Genomic DNA, 20,269 nt, shown 5'->3' with positions numbered 1-20,269 from the left:
ACTCGATCAACCAGTATAAAACCGAAGATAACAAAGATGATTTATGACTGATGACGTTCTAAAATCTGCTGGCTGAATAGTTGATAGACCGCCTGTAAATCAGGTCGCTGCGCATCGGCCAGCAACTGTTGATGCATTTGTAAAATATTCTGATCACCACGCATGGCCGGGCCAGTCTGCATAGTTTTAGGATCGGCCTGGGTGGCCTTCTGCGCAGTTTCCAGCATTAACGGATACAGCAGACTAAAATCGACCTGCTGGACATCAACAATTTGCCGGGCCATGTCATAGCAATAATTACTGAAATTACAGGCAAACACCGCAGCCAGATGCAGGCTCAAGCGCTGCTCGGAGCTATAGGCATAAACCCGCTGACTGAGTTCATTGGCCAGCTGCAACAATACAGCCTGATCGTCTTCATCTGCCGCTTCAATAAATAAAGGGGTATTGGACCAGTCAATCTCACGTTCCAGACTAAAGGTTTGCAGCGGATAAAATACTCCGGCACGTGCATGTACCTGCTGTAACAGCTGCATCGAGGTACTGCCGGAGGTATGGACCATCAGCACTTCAGGCAAATGAGGATGCACCTGCTCAATTACCGCGGCAATGGATTGATCACTCACCGCAATGATCACCAAGTCTAGTGTCGCATCAAACTGTTCAGGGCTATGAATTGCACTGGCCTGTACCTGCTGTGCCAGCTGCGCTGCCTTATCCAAACTGCGGCTATAAATTTGTACTATCTGGTACCGTGCACTCAATGCCTGTGCCAGATGATGTGCTACCCGTCCCGCGCCAATAATCCCGATTCGCATCTGTTTCATCTATATTTTGAACTGCCCACAGCATGCCAATAAAAAAAGGACGAATCAATTCGTCCTGATAGACTTGAGCCAGTTTTAGAACTTTCTTAAGGTCAGAATCTGTTCACTGCGTCCAAATGGCCCATGAACATCATGCAGAATGCCGCTGGTCAGACCAATACCATCTTCACCATATTGTTGTACCACTTCCAGTCCCAGCCACTGGCCTTGCGGCAAGCGGTGCAGATGAATTTGCAGATCCAGATTTGGAAAGCCCCAACCGGCATTCGGGTCCTGACGTGGCACCACACCATTGGCAGTATCTACCATGCCCATCAGGCGGGTAAAATCGGACGTCGGCTGACCGTCAATCATTTCAAGCTGATTACTGAGCCAGACAATGCCTTTGCCCGGACGATGGTCCAGATGGGCACGGGTCTGAATGCTTTGAATATAGCCGCCTGGCCAGCAGCGCATGCCATCCCACTCGGGTAAATAGTCCGGACTTTCTGTCGGCAAATCTTCCAGACCGGCAATAGCGCGGGTGTCGGAAGTCAGCATTTTCCAGGCACGTGCCACAATACAGGTTTTACCATTGGCACACATTTCCGCTTCAATCAGTTCAATGGTTTTACCCGGGCGAATCATGCGGGTAGTAATCGAAAATTCACCAAAGGCAATCAACCCAAAAATATCCAGCCCGACCCGGCCAATGCGCATTTCTGCACGTGGCTGGAACTGTTCCAGCTCGGCACAGAGAATACCTGTGGCAGGTGCCATATGCTGCTCATGCGGATTCCACGCACCCTGAGCATGAATATTCGATTCATAATAAGCTGTGCTGCTACCATCTGCATGCTGTTCACGTCTGATAAAACTGTAATATGCCGACATTATTTTCCCTACTTCCTTACTCTTTGGTCTGTGTGCTACCTGCCTGTGTAGCCTCTGTTTCGTTTATTTTCGTGCAAAAAAACCATAATAATTCATGATTTGACAATAAACCCTGCAACTTTTAAATCCGACTTTTGTTAATACGTCTTTGGTCTGTTCAGCCGAAACCAGTTCAAAATCATCATCCAGACGTGCAATCATCTTTTCACTCTGGCTCACTGTTAAGCCCTGTTGCACCGCCACATACTGCAGCACTTGCTGTTCAGCCAATGTTTCAGGCTGCATCAGGTCATAGCTGAGGAATACGCCACCCGGTTTTAAGCGCTGGCAGATGTCCTGAAAAAAATCGGCTTTGGCCGCCATGGGAATAAAATGCGCCACCAGAATGGCCAGTGCCGCATCAAAAGCCTGGCTGGATTCTAAACTCTGGGTATCGGCCTGAATAAACTGCACCCGCTCTGCACCAGCCAGTGACCGGATCGTATTTTGTGCCTGTTCCAGCATGGCACGGGAGGGATCAATGGCGGTAATCTGCCACTGTGGATGATGCGCCAATAAATAGGTCAGCTCATAGCCTGTCCCGCACCCGACCACCAGAATATGCGCAGTTTCCGGTAATTCTGCCGTTAGAATGGCATCAATCTGTTGATGTACCAGCTCATAGCCGGGAATCAGTTTACGGATGTGATCATCATAGCCAGCGACAATGACTTCACTGTGAAAGTTTTTGGCCATCTTTAACTCACTCTACCTCTGACTCTTGAATAGACTTGCGAAGATCATTCTTGTTGGAAAGTCATGACAGCTCGCGGAAAGCAAAGCAATTTTGCTCTGATTTGATTTTCCCCGAGATTCAATCACATGACCGGCGATATCCCTGTCGCCCTGTCATGTGATTAGATGCCTGCATGAATCAAGCAATTTCTTTTAGGTTTAACTCTTCACGCATAAATTCACGCAGCTTAAACTTCTGCGCCTTACCCGATGCCGTCATTGGAAACTCGCTAAAGAAACGCACATAACGTGGCACTTTATTGTGTGAAATATGCTCGGCGCAGTACTGGCGAATGGTTTCTTCTGTGCAAGGATCATTTTCATGCAGAATAATGCAGGCGCAGAGTTCTTCACCATATTTATGGTCGGGTACGCCAATCACCTGTACATCGCAAACCGCCGGATGGGTATAGAGGAAATCTTCAATTTCTTTCGGGAACAGGTTTTCACCGCCACGAATCACCACATCTTTAATCCGGCCTTTAATTTTAACAAAGCCTTCATCGTCCATTTCAGCGATATCACCGGTATGCATCCAGCGTGCAGCATCAATCACTTCTGCGGTTTTTTCCTGATCTTCCCAATAGCCGAGCATTACCGAATAACCGCGAACACAGAGTTCACCGAGCTGTCCACGTGGTACCACCTTGCCCTCTTCATCGACAATTTTGACTTCCAGATGTGGATGGACTCGGCCTACGGTACTGACGCGACGTTCCACCGAATCTTCCGTTGAACTTTGCGCACTTACCGGTGCTGTTTCAGTCATGCCATAGCAGATGGTAATTTCCGACATATGCATGCGGTCAATCACGCGCTGCATGATTTCCTGCGGACATGGACTACCGGCCATAATACCGGTGCGCAAGCTTGACAGGTCAAACTCATCAAACTGTTCATGCTCTAAAATGGCAATGAACATGGTCGGTACGCCATAAGCGGCGGTACATTTTTCCTGCTGAATGGCTTTTAAAGTATCCAGCGGGTTAAATACGGCTGATGGATAAACCATGGTGGAACCATGAGTGATACAGGCCAAGTTCCCCATCACCATCCCGAAACAGTGGAATAACGGCACTGAAATACAGACCCGATCTGCCGGGCTGAGATGAATTGCTTCACCGACAAAATAGCCATTATTTAAAATGTTGTTATGGGTCAGCATGGTGCCTTTCGGATTCCCGGTGGTGCCCGATGTAAACTGAATATTAATAGTTTCATCAAACTGCAATTCACTAGAAATCTGCTGCAGTTTTTGCAGCATTTTTTTGCTTGGCGGGGTCAGTAAATCCTGAAAGCGGTGTAATCCGGCATGTTCCTGATCATCAATTTTAATAATATGTTTCAGATGCGGCAGGCGCTCGGCTTTCAGCACTTTGCTTGCTGCCTGGTTCAGCTCCGGGGCAATTTTGGTCAGAATCTCCTGATAATTGGTGGTCTTGAACTGCGAGGCAATCACCAGTCCCTTACACGACACTTTATTCAGTACATATTCCAGCTCATTGCTTTTATAGGCCGGGTTCAGGTTCACCAGAATAATGCCGGCTTTAAAGGCCGCAAACTGGGTAATGGTCCATTCCACGCAGTTCGGCGACCAGATTGCAAGACGGTCACCTTTTTGAAAGCCCAGTTTCAGCAAACTGCAGGCAAAGGCATTCACCTGCTCTTGCAACTGCCGGTAGCTCAAACGCACATTCTGATGCAGGCTGACCACCGCATCCTGTTCGGCGTATTGCGCGCAAGCCTGATCAAATTTTTCACCAATCGTTGTGCCCAGTAAAGGCTGGCTGCTCGTTCCGTAGGCGTAGCTTAACCGTACTTGTGTCATTGAATCGTTCTCCTTGATTCTTTGTAATTCTGATTTTCAACTCTACTAATTGTTTTTGAACCACGACTACCTGTCTGTCTTCCCTGCCGTTTTTATCGTTTTTTACTCACTTCCCTCCTGTCGACGTACTGCATTCACACAAAAATCGGCAATCTGTTTGACAAAGTAATCCTTATAGTTTTGATCAAACATCACATTGCGAGATGGGTTTAAAGGTTCAATCACCACAAAAGTCATAGAGCCAACCACGCCCAGTGCGGCGGTGTTCAAATCTTCAAACTCAAACTCACCATTGACTTTTCCTTCAGCCAAAATTTCCTTAATGCTCTGCTTGATCAGCTGTTTACTGCGAAAACGTTCATGTTCCATTTCCGGATCAACCGGTTCAAACATGAGCGCATACGCCAGTTGGGGACTGTTCATGGCACGCTTCACAAAAGTTGTAACAGATTTTTGCAATTTCTGTTTTGGCGATAAATCCGAGCCGGCAATGTGGTTCAAAATTTCAACCTCATGCTGAATCGCATTCGACAACACTTCAATTAAAATCTGGCTTTTGTTTTCGAAATATCGATAGACCAGACCGGTAGATACACCGGCACGTTCCGCAATGGCCTGAATCGACGCCTCTTTAAAGCCCCCTTGAGCAATTAGTTCACGAGCGGACTGCAAAATCGACAGGCGATTCTGTTCCATTCGTTCCTGCATCAATGATGATCTTTTATAACTCATATCTTATTCTCAACCAGATAAAATGAATTGTAAATCATTTTGTGAATTTTAGTTCACTTTTTTAAATTTTCGATGTATGTTAAAAACCAAGCACAACAAAAATGCTTTTTTGGAAACAACAAATATAACCGCAGGATGGATGAAGAAATGAATTTACAAAGCTTGGATTTCGGTTTGGATGAAACACTGATCGCCCTTCGTGATTCAGTTGCTGCATTTTGTGCAAAAGAGATCGCACCCATTGCTCAACAGGTCGACCGTGACAACGAATTCCCTGCTCATCTTTGGAAAAAGTTTGGGGACATGGGTTTACTCGGTCTAACCGTAAGTGAGGAATATGGTGGCACCAACCTCGGTTATCTGGCACATATTATTGCCATGCAGGAAATTTCACGTGCCTCAGCATCTATTGGCCTTTCCTACGGGGCACATTCTAACCTATGTGTGAACCAAATTAAGCGTAATGGTAACGAAGAACAGAAACAGCGCTATTTACCGAAACTGATTTCAGGTGAATATGTCGGCGCATTGGCCATGTCAGAACCGAATGCCGGCTCCGATGTGGTGAGCATGAAACTCAAAGCTGAAGATCAGGGCGATCATTATCTGCTAAACGGTTCAAAAATGTGGATCACCAACGGTGGCGATGCAGATGTGCTGGTGGTCTATGCCAAAACTGATACCCAAGCCGGCGCCAAAGGCATGACCGCTTTCCTGATTGAAAAAACCATGCCGGGCTTTAGCCACGGTACGCACCTGGACAAACTGGGCATGCGCGGCTCGAATACCTATCCACTGTTCTTTGACAACGTGCGCGTACCGAAAGAAAACGTCCTCGGCGGTGTCGGCAATGGTGTAAAAGTGCTGATGAGTGGTCTGGACTATGAACGTGCTGTATTAAGCGCAGGCCCACTGGGCATTATGGATGCCTGCCTAGACACCGTGATTCCGTATATCCACGAGCGTAAACAGTTTGGTCAGGCACTGGGCGAATTCCAGCTGATGCAAGGCAAAATTGCTGATATGTATTCGACCTGGCTGGCCTGTAAAGCACTGGTCTATGCCGTAGGTGCAGAATGTGACAAAGCCGAGCATAGCCGCAGCCTGCGTAAAGATGCTGCCAGCGCAATTTTATATGCAGCCGAAAAAGCCACCTGGATGGCCGGTGAAACCATTCAGACGCTAGGTGGGAACGGTTATATCAATGAATTTTCTGCTGGACGTTTATGGCGTGATGCCAAACTCTATGAAATTGGTGCAGGCACCTCGGAAATTCGCCGTATGCTGATTGGCCGCGAACTGTTTAACGAAACTGCCTAAAAAATAAATCACAAGAATAGACAAGGATGTTGGCATGAATCAATTACAGAGCAAAATCAATATTCGCAGCGAAGAGTTCAAAAACAACCACGCAGCGATGCAAACCCTGGTCGATGACCTGAAACAGAAAGTCCAGAAAATTGCCCTGGGCGGCGGTGAAACTGCACGTCAGAAACATCTGGATCGCGGTAAATTATTACCACGTGAACGGATTGACCACCTGATTGATCCGGGTACGGCTTTTATTGAAATTGGTCAGCTGGCTGCCTATCAGGTGTATCAGGATGATGTGCCTGCTGCCGGTGTGGTGGCCGGTGTCGGTCAGGTCAATGGCGTGACCTGTATGATCATTGCCAATGATGCGACTGTCAAAGGCGGAACGTATTATCCGCTGACTGTGAAAAAGCATTTACGCGCTCAGGAAATTGCCGAGCAGAACCATCTGACCTGTATCTATCTGGTCGATTCTGGCGGTGCCTATTTACCGCTGCAAGATGAAGTGTTCCCAGACCGTGACCACTTCGGCCGTATTTTCTACAATCAGGCGCGCATGTCGAGCATGGGCATTGCCCAGATTGCCGTGGTGATGGGCAGCTGTACTGCTGGCGGTGCTTATGTCCCTGCCATGTCCGATGAAACCATTATTGTGCGGAATCAGGGTACGATTTTCCTGGGGGGCCCGCCACTGGTGAAAGCTGCCACCGGTGAAGTGGTCAGCAGTGAAGATCTGGGCGGTGGCGATGTGCACACTCGCCTTTCAGGTGTGGCCGATCATCTGGCAGAAAATGACGAACATGCTTTGGCCATTGCCCGCAACATCGTCGCCAATTTAAATAAAAAACCAAATCCGCAGCCGGAAAATGTCGAAGCACCATTATTCGATGCGTCCGAGCTGTACGGCATTGTCCCGACTGATGCACGTAAACCGTTTGATGTGCGTGAAGTGATTGCGCGTATTGTCGACGGTTCACGCTTTGACGAATTCAAGGCACGCTTTGGGACTACCCTGGTCACTGGCTTTGCCAAGCTCTATGGAATGCCAGTTGGAATTATTGCCAACAATGGAATTTTATTCTCTGAGTCTGCACAAAAAGGCGCGCATTTTATTGAACTATGTACCCAGCGCAATATTCCGCTGATCTTCCTGCAAAACATCACCGGCTTTATGGTGGGTCGTCAGTATGAAAATGAAGGTATTGCTAAAAATGGTGCCAAGCTGGTGATGGCCGTCGCGACAGCCAATGTGCCTAAACTGACTCTGGTGATTGGCGGTTCTTTTGGTGCCGGTAACTATGGCATGTGTGGCCGTGCTTACTCGCCACGCTTTATGTGGACCTGGCCAAACTCGCGTATTTCAGTGATGGGCGGTGAACAGGCCTCTAGCGTATTGTCGACTTTGAAACGCGATCAGATTGAGCAAAAAGGTGGAACCTGGTCAGCTGAAGAAGAAGACCAGTTTAAACAGCCAATTCGTGACCAATATGAACGCCAAGGCCATCCTTATTATGCTTCTGCGCGTTTATGGGATGATGGCGTCATTGATCCTGCGCAATCACGTGAAGTATTGGCGCTCAGTCTGGCGGCAGCATTAAATGCCCCAATCCAGCCAACCAAATTCGGCGTGTTCCGCATGTAAGAGGTGACAAAAATGGATTATCAATTTTTACAACTCGAACAGCAAGATCAGGTGGCTACGGTGTGGATTAACCGTGCCGAACTGCATAATGCCTTTAATACCCAGGTCATTGAAGAATTACATGCCTGCTTTCAGCAGCTAAATACCCGCGCTGATGTACGTGTGGTGATTCTGGCCGGTCGTGGCAAAAGCTTTTCTGCCGGTGCCGACCTGAACTGGATGAAACAGGCCGGTCAGGCCTCACAAGCCGACAATGAAGCCGATGCACTCAAGCTAGCCAAAATGCTGCAAAGTCTGGCCACCTTGAAACAGCCAACCATCGCCCGCGTACATGGCATTGCCTTTGGCGGCGGTATGGGTCTGGCCTCGGCCTGTGATATTTGTGTGGCCAGCACCGATGCCAAATTTGCGACCTCTGAGGTGCGTTTAGGTCTGGCGCCATCCACCATCAGCCCTTATGTCATTCGTGCCATTGGTGCGCGTCAGGCATCACGTTACTTTTTAACTGCTGAACGGATTTCTGCAGCACAGGCACACGCTATTGGTCTGGCACATGAAGTGACCGCACCGGAACAGCTGGACAGCAAAATTGATGAAATTGTGCAGGCCTTATTACTCGGTGGCCCTGAAGCACAGCACGCATCGAAACAGCTCATTCAGATGGTGAACCAGCAAGTCCTGACCGAGGACCTCTTGCTGCAAACCGCACAGCATATTGCCCACGTTCGCCAGGGAGATGAGGCGAAAAACGGCTTAAATGCTTTCCTTAACAAACAAAGCCCGGCCTGGATCAAGACCACGGCATAACAACTAGAAGGATCCTAACGATGTTTGAAAAGATTTTAATTGCCAACCGTGGTGAAATTGCCTGCCGTGTCATTCGTACTGCCAAAAAACTGGGAATTGCAACTGTTGCAGTCTATTCAGATGCAGATGCTCAGGCCCAGCATGTCAAACTGGCCGATGAAGCAGTCTATATTGGTGAATCACCAGCAGCACAAAGCTATTTACAGATTGAACGGATTATCGAAGCCGCAAAAAGCACCGGCGCACAAGCCATTCACCCGGGTTATGGCTTCCTGTCTGAAAATGACCAGTTTGCTTTTGCCTGTCGGGACAACAACATTGTCTTTATTGGCCCGCCAGTTGACGCCATTCTGGCGATGGGTTTAAAAGCCACCTCTAAAGCCTTGATGGAAAAAGCCGGCGTACCACTGACACCGGGTTATCATGGCACCAATCAGGATGCTGCGTTCTTAAAACAGCAAGCCGATGACATTGGCTATCCGGTGCTGATTAAAGCCAGCGCCGGCGGTGGCGGTAAAGGGATGCGTCTGGTTGAGCGCAGTGAAGATTTCCTTAGCGCCCTAGCCTCATGTAAGAGTGAAGCCCGTTCCAGCTTTGGCAATGAAGATGTACTGATTGAACGCTATGTAGTGCAGCCGCGTCATATTGAAGTGCAAGTGTTTGGCGATACCCATGGCAACTATGTGCATCTGTTTGAGCGTGATTGCTCGGTACAGCGCCGCCATCAGAAAGTACTGGAAGAAGCACCAGCACCGAAAATGCCGGAAGATAAACTGGAAGCCATGCGCCAGGCCGCAATTGATGCCGCGCGTGCCGTAAATTATGTCGGTGCCGGCACCGTCGAGTTTATTGTCGAGCAAGACGGGACCGCCTACTTCATGGAAATGAACACCCGTCTGCAGGTTGAGCACCCGGTGACTGAAATGATTACCGGTCAGGATCTGGTCGAGTGGCAATTACGCGTCGCCTTTGGTGAGCCTTTACCAAAACAGCAGCACGAATTGCAGATTCACGGCCATGCTTTAGAAGCACGTGTTTATGCCGAAGAACCTGAAAAAGGCTTTATTCCGGCGATTGGTCAAATCAGCTATCTGCATTATCCAGCACAAAATGAAGCGGTACGTGTCGACAGCGGTATTGTTGAAGGCGATGAAATTAGCACCTACTACGACCCGATGATTGCCAAACTGATTGTCTGGGGCAAAAACCGTGAAGCAGCATTAACGCAAATGCACCATGCTTTAGGTCAGTTCCATGTTGATGGTCTGGGCAACAACATTGCCTTCCTGGATCGTCTGGTGCTGTGCGATTCTTTCAAGAATGCCAATTTGGATACTGGCCTGATTCAGCGCGAAGAAGAATTCCTGCTAAAACCGGCCACAGAGCTGAACAGTACGCTAGTGGTCAGCGCGGCCTTCATCGAATTACTGTCACGTTTGGCACAAAACCCGAGTGCCAGCAATCCGGTGTGGCAGACCAATGCTTTCTGGCGTTTAAATCTGCAATCGGGTCAGACAATCAAATTTCAATGTAATGACAAAACCTTAAATATCCAGTTTGCAGCACAAGAACATGGTTTTGTCGCACAGTATGATGGTCAGACTTTTGAGCTTGAGGGTCAGTTACTGGATGCGCATACCCTGCAATTCAAGCTGGCCGGCAAACAGCAAAAACTGGCCTTTAGCCAGACTGAACATGGCATTACCCTGTTCCAGAATGGCCAGAGCTATAAATTTACCTATCTGAAACCGGTATTTAACCAGGATGATGAACAAGGTGCTGAAAACAACCTGACTGCGCCAATGCCAGGTGTCATCACTCAGGTACTGGTGGCGGCCAATGACAAAGTCAAAAAAGACGATGTCCTGATGACCCTCGAAGCCATGAAAATCGAATACTCGATTCGTGCACCGCATGATGGCATCGTGGCCAGCTCTTACTTCCAGGCCGGTGATCAGGTTAAAGCTGGCGATGAGCTGGTGGAATTCCAGCCGCTGGCGGAGGAAGTCGCATGAGCGAATTTGTCAAAATTGTTGAAGTCGGGCCACGCGATGGCCTGCAAAATGAAAAAACGCCCTTAACCCTGGATGACCGCAGACAGCTGATTCTGGATTTAATGCAAACCGGTTTACAGGCCATTGAAGTTGGTTCCTGTGTATCGGCCAAATGGGTACCGCAAATGGCAGACAGCGATGTGCTGTTTGCCGGCTTGCCCAAAGATCCAAACATTCAGTTCAGCCTGCTCACGCCAAATCTGAAAGGTTTTGAATCTGCGCTGGCAGTGGGTTGCAAAGAAGTGGCGGTCTTTACCGCCGCGTCTGAAAGTTTTACCCGCAAAAACATCAATTGTTCGATTGATGAAAGCTTTGAAAAATTCAGCGATGTAATGCGTGAAGCCAAAGCGCACAACATTCGTGTGCGTGGTTATGTGTCCTGTATGGTCGATTGTCCGTATGAAGGCGCAATTGATCCGCAGCAGGTGGCAAAAGTTTCGCAGCGCCTGCTGGATATGGGCTGCTATGAAGTGTCTTTGGGTGAAACCATTGGCACCGCCACACCCGACCGGGTGAAAAAAGTCTGGGACGCCTGTCTGGCCGAACTGGATACGACGGTGCTGGCCGGTCATTTCCATAATACCTATGGCATGGCCATCGCCAATATTTACCAGTCACTGCTGCAAGGTATTCGCGTTTTTGACTCGTCAATTGCCGGTTTAGGCGGCTGTCCTTATGCCAAAGGCGCATCCGGCAATGTCTCAACCGAAGATCTGTATTACCTGCTGTCCAACATGGGCTATGAAACCGGCATTCAGCTGGATGCCTTGATGCAGGCCAGCCGTAACATCAGCAATGTTTTACAGCGCAATAATCCATCCAATTATGCCAATGCCTACTGGCAAAAAGCCTGCGCTTAATAACCGAATAAAACCCGGCTTGAGCAATGCCCTCAAGCCACTCAAGGATGTAACAGCAGCAATCTGCTGAAAAAAGGATAAAAATAGAGGTGACACATGGCAAATAAAGTCTATGACAGCGCACAAGCCGCCTTAAATGGCGTGGTTCAGGATGGCCAAACCCTGGCCGTAGGTGGTTTTGGCCTGTGCGGGATTCCTGAAGCATTAATTGCCGCGCTAAAAGACACCGGTGCCAAACAGCTGACCTGTATTTCCAACAATGCCGGTGTTGATGGTTTTGGTCTGGGGCTGCTGCTTGAAACCAAACAGATTAAAAAAATGATTTCATCCTATGTCGGTGAAAACAAGGAGTTTGAACGCCAGTTCCTGAGTGGTGAACTGGAAGTTGAACTGACCCCGCAAGGTACGCTGGCAGAAAAATTACGTGCCGGCGGTGCAGGTATTCCAGCCTTCTTTACCGCCACCGGTGTCGGTACCGTCATCGCGGAAGGCAAAGAAGTGCGCCAGTTTAAAGGTCAGGATTATATCTTAGAAGAATCTTTAACTGCCGATGTTGCCCTGGTCAAAGCCTATAAAGCCGACAAGGCCGGCAACCTGATTTTCCGTAAAACTGCACAAAACTTTAATCCGGTCTGTGCCATGGCGGGCAAAATCACCATTGCCGAAGTCGAAGAAATTGTAGAGATTGGCGCGCTCGATCCAGATGAAATCCATCTGCCGGGGATTTATGTCAACCGCATTGTGTTAAATGTGCATCCTGAAAAACGTATTGAACAAATGACTTTAAAGGCGGAGGCTTAAACCATGGCTTGGACGCGTAATCAAATGGCGCAGCGCGCCGCACAAGAACTGGAAGATGGTTTCTATGTCAATTTAGGGATTGGTTTACCAACTTTAGTCGCTAACTATATTCCAGAAAATATCAACGTCTGGCTACAGTCAGAAAACGGCCTGCTCGGGATTGGGGAATTCCCAACTGAAGCCACGGTCGATGCTGACCTGATTAATGCCGGCAAACAGACGGTCACAGCTCGTCAAGGTGCTTCGTTTTTCTCTAGCGCAGACTCTTTTGCCATGATCCGTGGCGGCCATGTCAATATTGCCATTCTGGGGGCAATGGAAGTCTCTGAACAGGGCGATCTGGCCAACTGGATGATTCCGGGCAAAAAAGTCAAAGGTATGGGCGGTGCCATGGACCTGGTCGCAGGTGTGCAAAAAGTGGTGGTGTTGATGGAACACTGCGCCAAAGATGGGACACCTAAAATCGTTTCACAGTGTAGCCTGCCGCTGACCGGTAAAGCCGTGGTTCATCGCGTAATTACCGATTTGGGCGTTCTGGATATTACCCCAACCGGCGTGCAGCTGGTGGAACTGGCACCGGAGGTCAGTTTTGATGAAATCCAGAAAGTCACCGGGGTGCCTTTAATACGTAATGCAGCTTAATGGCTGGTTTTAAAAGCGGGCATCGGATGGTCGTGAATACATCCCCACCGCTACCTCCGCTTTTCAACTAAACCAAAAAGGACGACTTCAAGTCGTCCTTTTCTATTCCCTTAACCGAACTTACTCTGCTTTCTTCTCGACAATGCCCTGATCATCAACCGCACGTACCACCCCGGTTTCTGTATTTAATACTTCAAACTCAATACGACGGTTCTGGAACTGCCCTTCTGGGGTTGCATTTGGTTCCATCGGCTGTTGCTGGCCATACCCCACGGCCTGTAACTGGGAAGGATCAACCCCGCGTTGTACCAGATAATCACGTACCGCTTCAGCACGGCGTAAGGACAACAGATTATTGGCTTCATTGCTGCCTACTGCATCGGTATGGCCTTTAATGGTCAAATGTACATGCGGCGCACGCTGGATTAAGGCCGCAGCCTGATCCAGAATTGGCTGATTGGCTTCCGGTACAGTCGAAGATGCTGACTCAAAATGAATCGCTTCCAGATTTAAGGCGGTGGCGACATCCAGCGCCTGAATATTATCCGGGTTAATCACGGCCAAGGCTTGGGCTGCGGTCGTGGTCGCTGGTGTGACGGTCTGTACATCGAGATCCTGCTGCACCGTAATGGTCATATTCTTGGCCAAAGGACGCAGCTGATTGGCCACACGCTGCGCATCTGCCGGATTGGTGGACTGAATCGCAATCTGCTCACCCATCCAGGTCATATTGGTATTCGGCACATCTTTCAGGATTTTCAATGCCGTTGGAATCACATCCTGATCAATAAATTCACTATGATAATTACTGGCGCTATTCACCCCACAACCTGTCGGATGGTTAAAAATCCGTTTAACTTCTGTTTGCAGAATGTCGGTATAAGCCGGATTGTTCAGATACAACTGACAGGTGACCAGATCGCCATTGGAACCGGTATTGACCTGCAAATAGGCCGGTTCCGTCGCTGCTGCCTGGGTAACAGGCACCTCTTCTTCATTACGGTCAGAACAGGCTTTAAATAAAAAGGCCAGTAACAATGCCAGAATAATAAAAATCAGAATCGGTACCCACGGCGAGCGCTTCTGCTCTGGCACCTCTTCATATAACTCAGGCGCCTGATGAATGGTCTGCCCGGCAGTGGCATTGACGCCCAAACCGGCCAGCAGCGCAGCGGCCCATTCCGGCAAAGCAGCCTGAATGTCCGGCATATGCTGATCAAGCAAATGCACAATCGCCTCAGGATCGGTCGAGCCGGCCTCGCTTTCTAAAAAACCTAAGGTTGGTACGATGGCCCGGTTCAGGGTAGATTCAATTTCATCTGCCGGCGCCTGACCGCGGCTAAATTCCAGAAACTGCTGTTTCAGGTTCAGGTTGGTACCAAAAATTTCAGCCAGCCGCGGATTAAGCTGATTTCTCAGGCTGTCAATGAGGGATGGCCGGTGTCTTAACACCGATAAAAATACCGGATAAAAATCATTTAAGGCACGGTTTTTCTCAATGAGGTAATCCGTTTCCCCGTCTAGCACAATGGATGACACGCTATTTTTCAATAATTCTATCAATCTGGTTTGCATGATATGGCCTCATTTTTGTCATTGTTCTACTCGCATTTTTTAGTGTATCTGGTCATTTTTTAGACGTTGTAAATAATTGTGTTTTTCTTTATGTACTTAAATTAAAACATAAAAAAGCCAGCAAATGCTGGCTCTTGAACAGGTGAATTTAGGCCAGGAAAGTCTGAATTACCTTGCCTTTCACGGTTTGCTGAATCAGCGGTGTATTCTTGCCTTGGGACAGAATGCTGTCTTTGTCCAGCGTCCACTCCAGTTCAGGATCGACCAGAATCCAGCCAGCTTCCTGCATCCAGCGATCTGCCATTTGCGCAACCGTCGCCGGTGCCAGTGTCACGGTATGCACCCATTCCAATGGACTGAACAGACCTTCCTCAACCAGTTGCACACCCAAGGGCACAAAGGTATCAAAAGCGGTAAAGCCCGGTAAGGTTTCAGCAAACGGTGCCATTTTGGCCGAACTGCTTAAGGGTTCATGATGGGTACAGATCGCATCAATTACGCCATCTTTTAAGCCCTGACGCAGCAATTCTTTGTCTTTTTCAGCACGTAGCGGTGGACGTACATGCGCCAGCGAGTTAAAGCCATCAATCACCTGATCGGTTAAATGCAGCTGATGCATTGCCACATCACAGGTTACTGGCAGGCCTTTTTCTTTGGCAATTTTAATCAGCTCGACCGAAGCGCCACAGGACAGTAAACCGAAATGCGCACGGACTTTGGTCGCTTCAATCATCAACAGGTATTTGGCAATGGCTACGGTTTCGGCCAGCGCCGGAATCATAGGCAAGCCCTGACGTGAAGCAATAAAGCCTTCATGCACACAGCCATCTTTGGCAATTTGCGGTTCTTCGGCATAGAACACCACGGTCAGGTCCAGACCGGCTGCATATTCCAGCGTGCGAATCACGACATCATCATCGGCAAAGGATGCATTGGCATTGGAAACTGCGGTACAGCCGCCCTTTTTCAGACCGGCCATATTGGCAGGCTGTTTGCCTTGCAAGCCTTGGGTTTGTGCGCCAATCACCTGTAAATAAATACCACCATCCAGCATGGCTTTTTCGACCAGACCATGAATTAAGGCACCATTGTCCTGCACAATCGGCTTGGAATCTGGTGGAGTAAATACGTGCAGAATACCGTTTTCACGTGCTGCCTTGCCTTCAGATTTTAAGGTGCCGTGCTGCTGCTGACCCGGTTCACGCATCCGCGCGCACAGATCGACCATGGTTGGCATCAGCCATTTGCCTTGCCCATCAATGGTTTCAGTCACATCTGCTGTTTCTGCAACCAGCTTGCCATTTTCCAGATATACCGTTTGCACGCGATCAGTCTTTTGCATTGGATCAAGAACGCGGACATTTTCAATTTTTACAATACGCATGACTGATTCCTTATACCGCAATCGCTTCAATTAAACCTTGTTCCTGCAACTGACCCTGCATCGCCAGTGCCAGCACCGCCATACGCACCGCAATACCATTGGTCACCTGATTTAAAATCACCGATTGCGGGCCATCGGCAATGCTGGAATCAATTTCCACACCACGGTTCATCGGTCCCGGGTGCATCACGATACAATCCGGTTTGGCCAGCGCCAGACGCTCTTTGTTCAGGCCATACATTTTGTAGAATTCTGCCGGTGAGGACAGCGCCGGTGAATCAATCCGTTCATTCTGGATACGCAAGGTAATAATCACATCACAGTCACGGATGCCATCTTCCATTTTATTAAACAGGCGTACATCGGCTCCGTATTCTCCAAAACCAAATGGCAGCAAGGTATTCGGTGCAATCACGCGGATATCTTTACAGCCTAAAGTTTGCAACGCCGCCACATCAGAACGTGCCACGCGTGAATGTTTAATATCACCAATAATGGCAATGCTCATGTCAGCAAAGTCTTTTTTGGTTTCACGGCGAATGGTTAGCATATCCAGCATCGCTTGAGTCGGATGGGCATGACGGCCATCTCCGGCATTAATAATTGCGATATTTGGACAGACATCTTTGGCAATAAAATGCGCTGCACCTGAAGAGGAGTGACGCACCACAAAAATATCGGCGGCCATGGCTTCCAAGTTCCACAGCGTATCGCGCAGGGTTTCGCCTTTAGAGGTACTGGAACGGGCAATGTCAATGTTAAGCACGTTGGCCGAAAGACGTTTGGCTGCAGCTTCAAAGGTGGTACGGGTACGGGTTGAATTCTCAAAAAACAGGTTCATAACCGTACGACCTTCCAGCAGGTTGTTAGTGATCAGCTGATTTTGGTCATTAAAAAAGGACTGCGCGGTGTCCAAAATTTTGGTGAGGGTTTGTTTGGAAAGCCCTTCGATGGTGATGAAATGTTTTAGATTTCCATCTTTATTGAGTTGAATCTGGCTCGGAGTATGCAATGCCGCCAAGTGCATGAGAGATTCCTTATACGTTAAGTCAACGTATTATACAGAGATTCCCAAAAGATGGCGCTGAAGATTTCAACATTTAAAGCCCTTTTCCTGTCAAGGAATCAAGTTTTCTTCAATCATTACCATAAATTCAACAGAATAATTCAACCAGTTTTGATCAATATTGCTTAGGCTATTTTTGAGTGATAGATAAAAAAAGCCCTCAGAATCGAGAGCTTGTTGATCTGGATGATGGTGGTTTTAACGCAAGGCACCAATATAATGATGCGACACCTGTGCCCGGTAAATTTCCTCCTCGGTAATTTCTGGTTCAACCTGCTCGTCGATGACCTCATCTAACGGGTTTAGCAACGGTACATTTAAATCCAGTAGTTTGGTCAGCCGTTCAGCATAACGGCTTAATTCGGCATCTCTGGTGGCTAAGGCCAACTCAATCACATCTTTGGCATAGCCCGGATGATCGACCAGATACAAGGCATCAATTACCCTGCCGCTGACCCGGCGTAAACGTGTATACAATAAGGTGGCCACTGAAAAGGCTTCATTGTGGACAATTAACTGATCACTGCTTTCGACTCGCATATTTCCCCGTTCTCCAATTTTAAAATTAAGGTCATTTTTCGTTATCGTTATCCATTGTGCAAAATGTATACCAACCGTTAGGAAGCACAGAAAATGGATCAAATTTAAGTGGGTTTTAGTACAAATAAATCTTGTATATCTTCGGCACAACATCCGCCCAAAGCCGTGAAAATACGTTAAAATATCAGATTGCTTTGTTGCTTTTGGAAATTTACATGCATTCGAAACCGCGTCTTTCTACATACTGGGTCACCTGTGCAGATGGACTTGAAACCTTGCTTCAAGAGGAATTAGAAGGTTTAGGGGTTCAAAATATTGAACGTTTACCGGGTCGTTTAATTTTCAAAGGCAGCTTGGAACAGGCGTATCGCATTTGTATGTGGTCACGTTTGGCTTCCCGTGTCTTAATGCCAATTCACACTTATGAGCTGGAACGCCATCACGACGCACGTGATGTAGCTGAAGAGCTTTATGAAGGTGCAATCAGCTTCGACTGGTCACTGATTTTTGCACCACAAAGCACCTTTGCCATTCGCCTGCATGTGGAACGTGAAATCAAGGTCAATACCCAGTTTGCCACCTTACGCACCAAAGATGGTGTGGTCGATTCCTTTATGGAAGCGGTAGGCCGCCGTCCAAGTATTGACACCAAGCAACCGGAAATTACCCTCTATATTCTGGCCGGTAAAACCGAGCATACCTATTGCCTAGACTTGTCCGGGGATTCGCTACATAAACGTGGCTACCGCCGTTTTATGACCGATGCGCCAATTAAAGAAAACCTGGCCGCGGCAATTTTGCAAAAAGCCAAACTCAAAGAAAAAAATCCGGACATTATTCTGGACCCAATGTGTGGTTCAGGCACCTTTATTATTGAATCCCTGCTGATTTTAACCGACCGTGCGCCAGGTCTGGTACGCCGTTTTGGCTTTAATGGCTGGAATGGCCATGACCATGAACTGTGGATGTCATTAAAGGCAGAAGCGGCTGAGCGTCATCAACAGGCGCTGGAACAGCCACTGCCAAAATTCTATGCTTTTGATGCCGACTGGGAAGCAGTCAAAGCCACCAAGCAGAATATTATTGCTGCCGGTTTTGAACGTCTGCTCGATCATATCCAGATTGAAGAACGCACCTTGTCAGACTGGCCAGATTTTCAGGCCGAAGGCAAAACTGCCTTTGTGGTGACCAACCCGCCGTATGGTGAACGTCTGGGGGATAAAGCCTCAAACCGTGCCTTGTATTTAGGTCTGTCTGCCCTGCTACAAAAACATTTCCCGAACCAGTCTGCTGCTGTCATTGCAGCCCAGGTGGAACAGGCCGATGTGCTGGCATTTAATGAGCCGCAAACCTTACGTTTAATGAATGGTAAGCTGCCAATTTACATTCGTTTTGGTACGGTCAAACCATCGGCAGTAGTAAAACCATTCCTGGCCGACTGGCAGCCACAGCAGTTTGAACCGATTGAAGGTGCCGAAGACTTTACCAACCGTCTGCAAAAAAACATGCAGGCCTTAAAGAAATGGGCGGTTAAAGAAAACGTCTATTGTCTGCGTTTATACGATGCCGATTTACCGGACTTTAATGTCGCGGTCGATTTATATGGTGATCGTCTGCATGTGCAGGAATATGCACCACCGAAGAAAATTGATCCTGAAAAAGCCAAAAAACGCTTTAACCTGGCGCTGCAAGCGATTCGTGCCGTGACCGGTTTAGGCCGTGATGCCGTGTTTATTAAAACCCGTGCCCGTCAGGAAGGTAAAAACCAGTACACCAAACAAAGTACCGCATCGAAACGCTTTATTGTGCAGGAGGGTCAGGCCAAGATTCTGGTTAACCTCACCGACTATCTGGATACCGGCCTATTCCTGGACCATCGCCAGATTCGTTTACGTATTGCCAAAGAAGCTAAAGGCAAGCATTTCCTCAATCTGTACAGCTATACATCAACGGCGAGTTTGCATGCTGCTTTAGGCGGCGCAGCCAGCACCACCAGTGTGGACTTGTCCAACACCTATTTGAACTGGTCCAAAGAAAACTTTGTCTTAAACGGCTTAACCGTCGACCATACCGATGAACAACACCAGTTCTTTGCCAGCGACTGTTTTGAGTGGCTAAAAGAAGGTCATGAGCAATATGACCTGATCTTTATTGATCCGCCCACCTTCTCCAACTCGAAAAAATTCTACGGCACTTTTGATGTACAACGTGACCATGTTTCGCTAATTAAACGCGCCATGAACCGTTTAACCACAGAAGGCACCCTGTACTTCTCGAATAACTATCGCGGTTTTGAAATGGATGAAACCTTGCCAGCGCTGTTTGATATCCAGGAAATCAGCCATGAAACCATTGGTCCAGATTTCAAGCGTAACCAGAAGATTCACCGCGCCTGGAAAATCCAGCATCCACAAATCTAAAATGTGAATGGTAAAGGATGATTTAATCCTTTTCTATTCACAGTTCATTCGATTAGCAATAAAAAGCCTGCTACCCCATAGCAGGCTTTTTTTACATCGGAAACTTTACGCTGTCACTCATCATCCAGCG

17 protein-coding genes are annotated in these 20,269 nt (G+C 48.1%); 8 read left to right on the top strand and 9 right to left on the bottom strand.

The window, feature by feature from the left end:
• Positions 1-41 precede the first annotated feature (41 nt).
• The 5 genes from FTU55_RS01505 to FTU55_RS01485 form a co-directional block, all read right to left on the bottom strand.
• Positions 42-818 (bottom strand): Rossmann-like and DUF2520 domain-containing protein, encoded by a 777-nt coding sequence (locus FTU55_RS01505; RefSeq protein ID WP_180046020.1) that lies wholly within the window; start codon positions 816-818, stop codon positions 42-44.
• An 84-nt stretch (positions 819-902) separates the two neighbouring features.
• Entirely contained in the window at positions 903-1,700 is a 798-nt protein-coding gene (locus tag FTU55_RS01500; RefSeq protein WP_180045950.1) for a thioesterase family protein, read from the bottom strand.
• A 63-nt stretch (positions 1,701-1,763) separates the two neighbouring features.
• The gene (locus FTU55_RS01495; RefSeq protein WP_180045948.1) at positions 1,764-2,435 is read right to left on the bottom strand and encodes a class I SAM-dependent methyltransferase; all 672 of its coding nucleotides are present in this window, start codon (positions 2,433-2,435) and stop codon (positions 1,764-1,766) included.
• A 178-nt stretch (positions 2,436-2,613) separates the two neighbouring features.
• Complete coding sequence (locus tag FTU55_RS01490) at positions 2,614-4,302, bottom strand: AMP-binding protein (protein WP_104488771.1); 1,689 nt, start codon at positions 4,300-4,302, stop codon at positions 2,614-2,616.
• Positions 4,303-4,404: 102 nt separating this feature from the next.
• Complete coding sequence (locus FTU55_RS01485) at positions 4,405-5,034, bottom strand: TetR/AcrR family transcriptional regulator (RefSeq protein WP_005177074.1); 630 nt, start codon at positions 5,032-5,034, stop codon at positions 4,405-4,407.
• A 147-nt stretch (positions 5,035-5,181) separates the two neighbouring features.
• Here FTU55_RS01485 and FTU55_RS01480 point away from each other — a divergent pair, with 147 nt between their 5' ends.
• The 7 genes from FTU55_RS01480 (at position 5,182) to FTU55_RS01450 (ending at position 13,154) form a co-directional block, all read left to right on the top strand.
• Positions 5,182-6,354 carry an isovaleryl-CoA dehydrogenase gene (locus tag FTU55_RS01480; RefSeq protein ID WP_005177068.1) on the top strand — a complete coding sequence of 391 codons (1,173 nt, stop codon included), beginning with the start codon at positions 5,182-5,184 and terminating at the stop codon, positions 6,352-6,354.
• A 34-nt stretch (positions 6,355-6,388) separates the two neighbouring features.
• A complete protein-coding gene (locus tag FTU55_RS01475; RefSeq protein ID WP_180045946.1) occupies positions 6,389-7,990 on the top strand; it encodes a carboxyl transferase domain-containing protein in 1,602 nt (533 codons plus the stop codon).
• Positions 7,991-8,002: 12 nt separating this feature from the next.
• Entirely contained in the window at positions 8,003-8,797 is a 795-nt protein-coding gene (locus FTU55_RS01470) for an enoyl-CoA hydratase/isomerase family protein (RefSeq protein WP_152342323.1), read from the top strand.
• Between the two features lie 20 nt (positions 8,798-8,817).
• Entirely contained in the window at positions 8,818-10,812 is a 1,995-nt protein-coding gene (locus FTU55_RS01465) for an acetyl/propionyl/methylcrotonyl-CoA carboxylase subunit alpha (protein WP_180045944.1), read from the top strand.
• Positions 10,809-11,711: a hydroxymethylglutaryl-CoA lyase gene (locus FTU55_RS01460; protein ID WP_016658374.1), complete on the top strand. Its 903-nt coding sequence runs from the start codon at positions 10,809-10,811 to the stop codon at positions 11,709-11,711. The genes FTU55_RS01465 and FTU55_RS01460 overlap by 4 nt, the downstream gene beginning before the upstream one ends.
• A 96-nt stretch (positions 11,712-11,807) precedes the next feature.
• Positions 11,808-12,512, top strand: coding sequence for a CoA transferase subunit A (locus FTU55_RS01455; RefSeq protein ID WP_160241444.1), 705 nt, complete (start codon positions 11,808-11,810; stop codon positions 12,510-12,512).
• A 3-nt stretch (positions 12,513-12,515) separates the two neighbouring features.
• The gene (locus tag FTU55_RS01450) at positions 12,516-13,154 is read left to right on the top strand and encodes a CoA transferase subunit B (protein ID WP_005177056.1); all 639 of its coding nucleotides are present in this window, start codon (positions 12,516-12,518) and stop codon (positions 13,152-13,154) included.
• Positions 13,155-13,274: 120 nt separating this feature from the next.
• Here the strand turns inward: FTU55_RS01450 and FTU55_RS01445 are convergent, their stop codons facing one another.
• The 4 genes from FTU55_RS01445 to FTU55_RS01430 all read right to left on the bottom strand — a co-directional run bounded on the left by FTU55_RS01445 (position 13,275) and on the right by FTU55_RS01430 (position 17,719).
• Complete coding sequence (locus FTU55_RS01445; RefSeq protein WP_104471861.1) at positions 13,275-14,729, bottom strand: OmpA family protein; 1,455 nt, start codon at positions 14,727-14,729, stop codon at positions 13,275-13,277.
• Between the two features lie 148 nt (positions 14,730-14,877).
• The gene (locus tag FTU55_RS01440; protein ID WP_075174772.1) at positions 14,878-16,113 is read right to left on the bottom strand and encodes a dihydroorotase; all 1,236 of its coding nucleotides are present in this window, start codon (positions 16,111-16,113) and stop codon (positions 14,878-14,880) included.
• Positions 16,114-16,123: 10 nt separating this feature from the next.
• Positions 16,124-17,140, bottom strand: a complete 1,017-nt coding sequence (locus FTU55_RS01435; RefSeq protein WP_152342319.1) for an aspartate carbamoyltransferase catalytic subunit — start codon at positions 17,138-17,140, stop codon at positions 16,124-16,126.
• 237 nt (positions 17,141-17,377) lie between these two features.
• On the bottom strand, positions 17,378-17,719 hold the full coding sequence (locus FTU55_RS01430) for a hypothetical protein (RefSeq protein WP_180045942.1): 342 nt from the start codon (positions 17,717-17,719) through the stop codon (positions 17,378-17,380).
• Between the two features lie 215 nt (positions 17,720-17,934).
• On the opposite strand from FTU55_RS01430, the gene rlmKL reads away from it, so the two are divergent.
• Positions 17,935-20,139 carry a bifunctional 23S rRNA (guanine(2069)-N(7))-methyltransferase RlmK/23S rRNA (guanine(2445)-N(2))-methyltransferase RlmL gene (gene rlmKL, locus FTU55_RS01425; RefSeq protein ID WP_180045940.1) on the top strand — a complete coding sequence of 735 codons (2,205 nt, stop codon included), beginning with the start codon at positions 17,935-17,937 and terminating at the stop codon, positions 20,137-20,139.
• Positions 20,140-20,269 lie beyond the last annotated feature (130 nt).

It is taken from the genome of Acinetobacter sp. YH12117, assembly GCF_013418865.1.
GTDB classification, from domain to species: Bacteria; Pseudomonadota; Gammaproteobacteria; order Pseudomonadales; family Moraxellaceae; genus Acinetobacter; species Acinetobacter indicus.
The sequence above is the reverse complement of the archived record's forward strand: the minus strand, read 5'-3'. Positions and strand labels throughout refer to the sequence as shown.

Coding starts and splice junctions, on each gene's coding strand:
- FTU55_RS01435 (WP_152342319.1), bottom strand. CDS start 17,140: ATGCACTTGGCGGCATTGCATACTCCGAGCCAGATTCAACTCAATAAA.
- FTU55_RS01485 (WP_005177074.1), bottom strand. CDS start 5,034: ATGAGTTATAAAAGATCATCATTGATGCAGGAACGAATGGAACAGAAT.
- FTU55_RS01455 (WP_160241444.1), top strand. CDS start 11,808: ATGGCAAATAAAGTCTATGACAGCGCACAAGCCGCCTTAAATGGCGTG.
- FTU55_RS01490 (WP_104488771.1), bottom strand. CDS start 4,302: ATGACACAAGTACGGTTAAGCTACGCCTACGGAACGAGCAGCCAGCCT.
- FTU55_RS01470 (WP_152342323.1), top strand. CDS start 8,003: ATGGATTATCAATTTTTACAACTCGAACAGCAAGATCAGGTGGCTACG.
- FTU55_RS01440 (WP_075174772.1), bottom strand. CDS start 16,113: ATGCGTATTGTAAAAATTGAAAATGTCCGCGTTCTTGATCCAATGCAA.
- FTU55_RS01475 (WP_180045946.1), top strand. CDS start 6,389: ATGAATCAATTACAGAGCAAAATCAATATTCGCAGCGAAGAGTTCAAA.
- FTU55_RS01500 (WP_180045950.1), bottom strand. CDS start 1,700: ATGTCGGCATATTACAGTTTTATCAGACGTGAACAGCATGCAGATGGT.
- FTU55_RS01460 (WP_016658374.1), top strand. CDS start 10,809: ATGAGCGAATTTGTCAAAATTGTTGAAGTCGGGCCACGCGATGGCCTG.
- FTU55_RS01430 (WP_180045942.1), bottom strand. CDS start 17,719: ATGCGAGTCGAAAGCAGTGATCAGTTAATTGTCCACAATGAAGCCTTT.
- FTU55_RS01465 (WP_180045944.1), top strand. CDS start 8,818: ATGTTTGAAAAGATTTTAATTGCCAACCGTGGTGAAATTGCCTGCCGT.
- FTU55_RS01480 (WP_005177068.1), top strand. CDS start 5,182: ATGAATTTACAAAGCTTGGATTTCGGTTTGGATGAAACACTGATCGCC.
- rlmKL (WP_180045940.1), top strand. CDS start 17,935: ATGCATTCGAAACCGCGTCTTTCTACATACTGGGTCACCTGTGCAGAT.
- FTU55_RS01445 (WP_104471861.1), bottom strand. CDS start 14,729: ATGCAAACCAGATTGATAGAATTATTGAAAAATAGCGTGTCATCCATT.
- FTU55_RS01450 (WP_005177056.1), top strand. CDS start 12,516: ATGGCTTGGACGCGTAATCAAATGGCGCAGCGCGCCGCACAAGAACTG.
- FTU55_RS01505 (WP_180046020.1), bottom strand. CDS start 818: ATGCGAATCGGGATTATTGGCGCGGGACGGGTAGCACATCATCTGGCA.
- FTU55_RS01495 (WP_180045948.1), bottom strand. CDS start 2,435: ATGGCCAAAAACTTTCACAGTGAAGTCATTGTCGCTGGCTATGATGAT.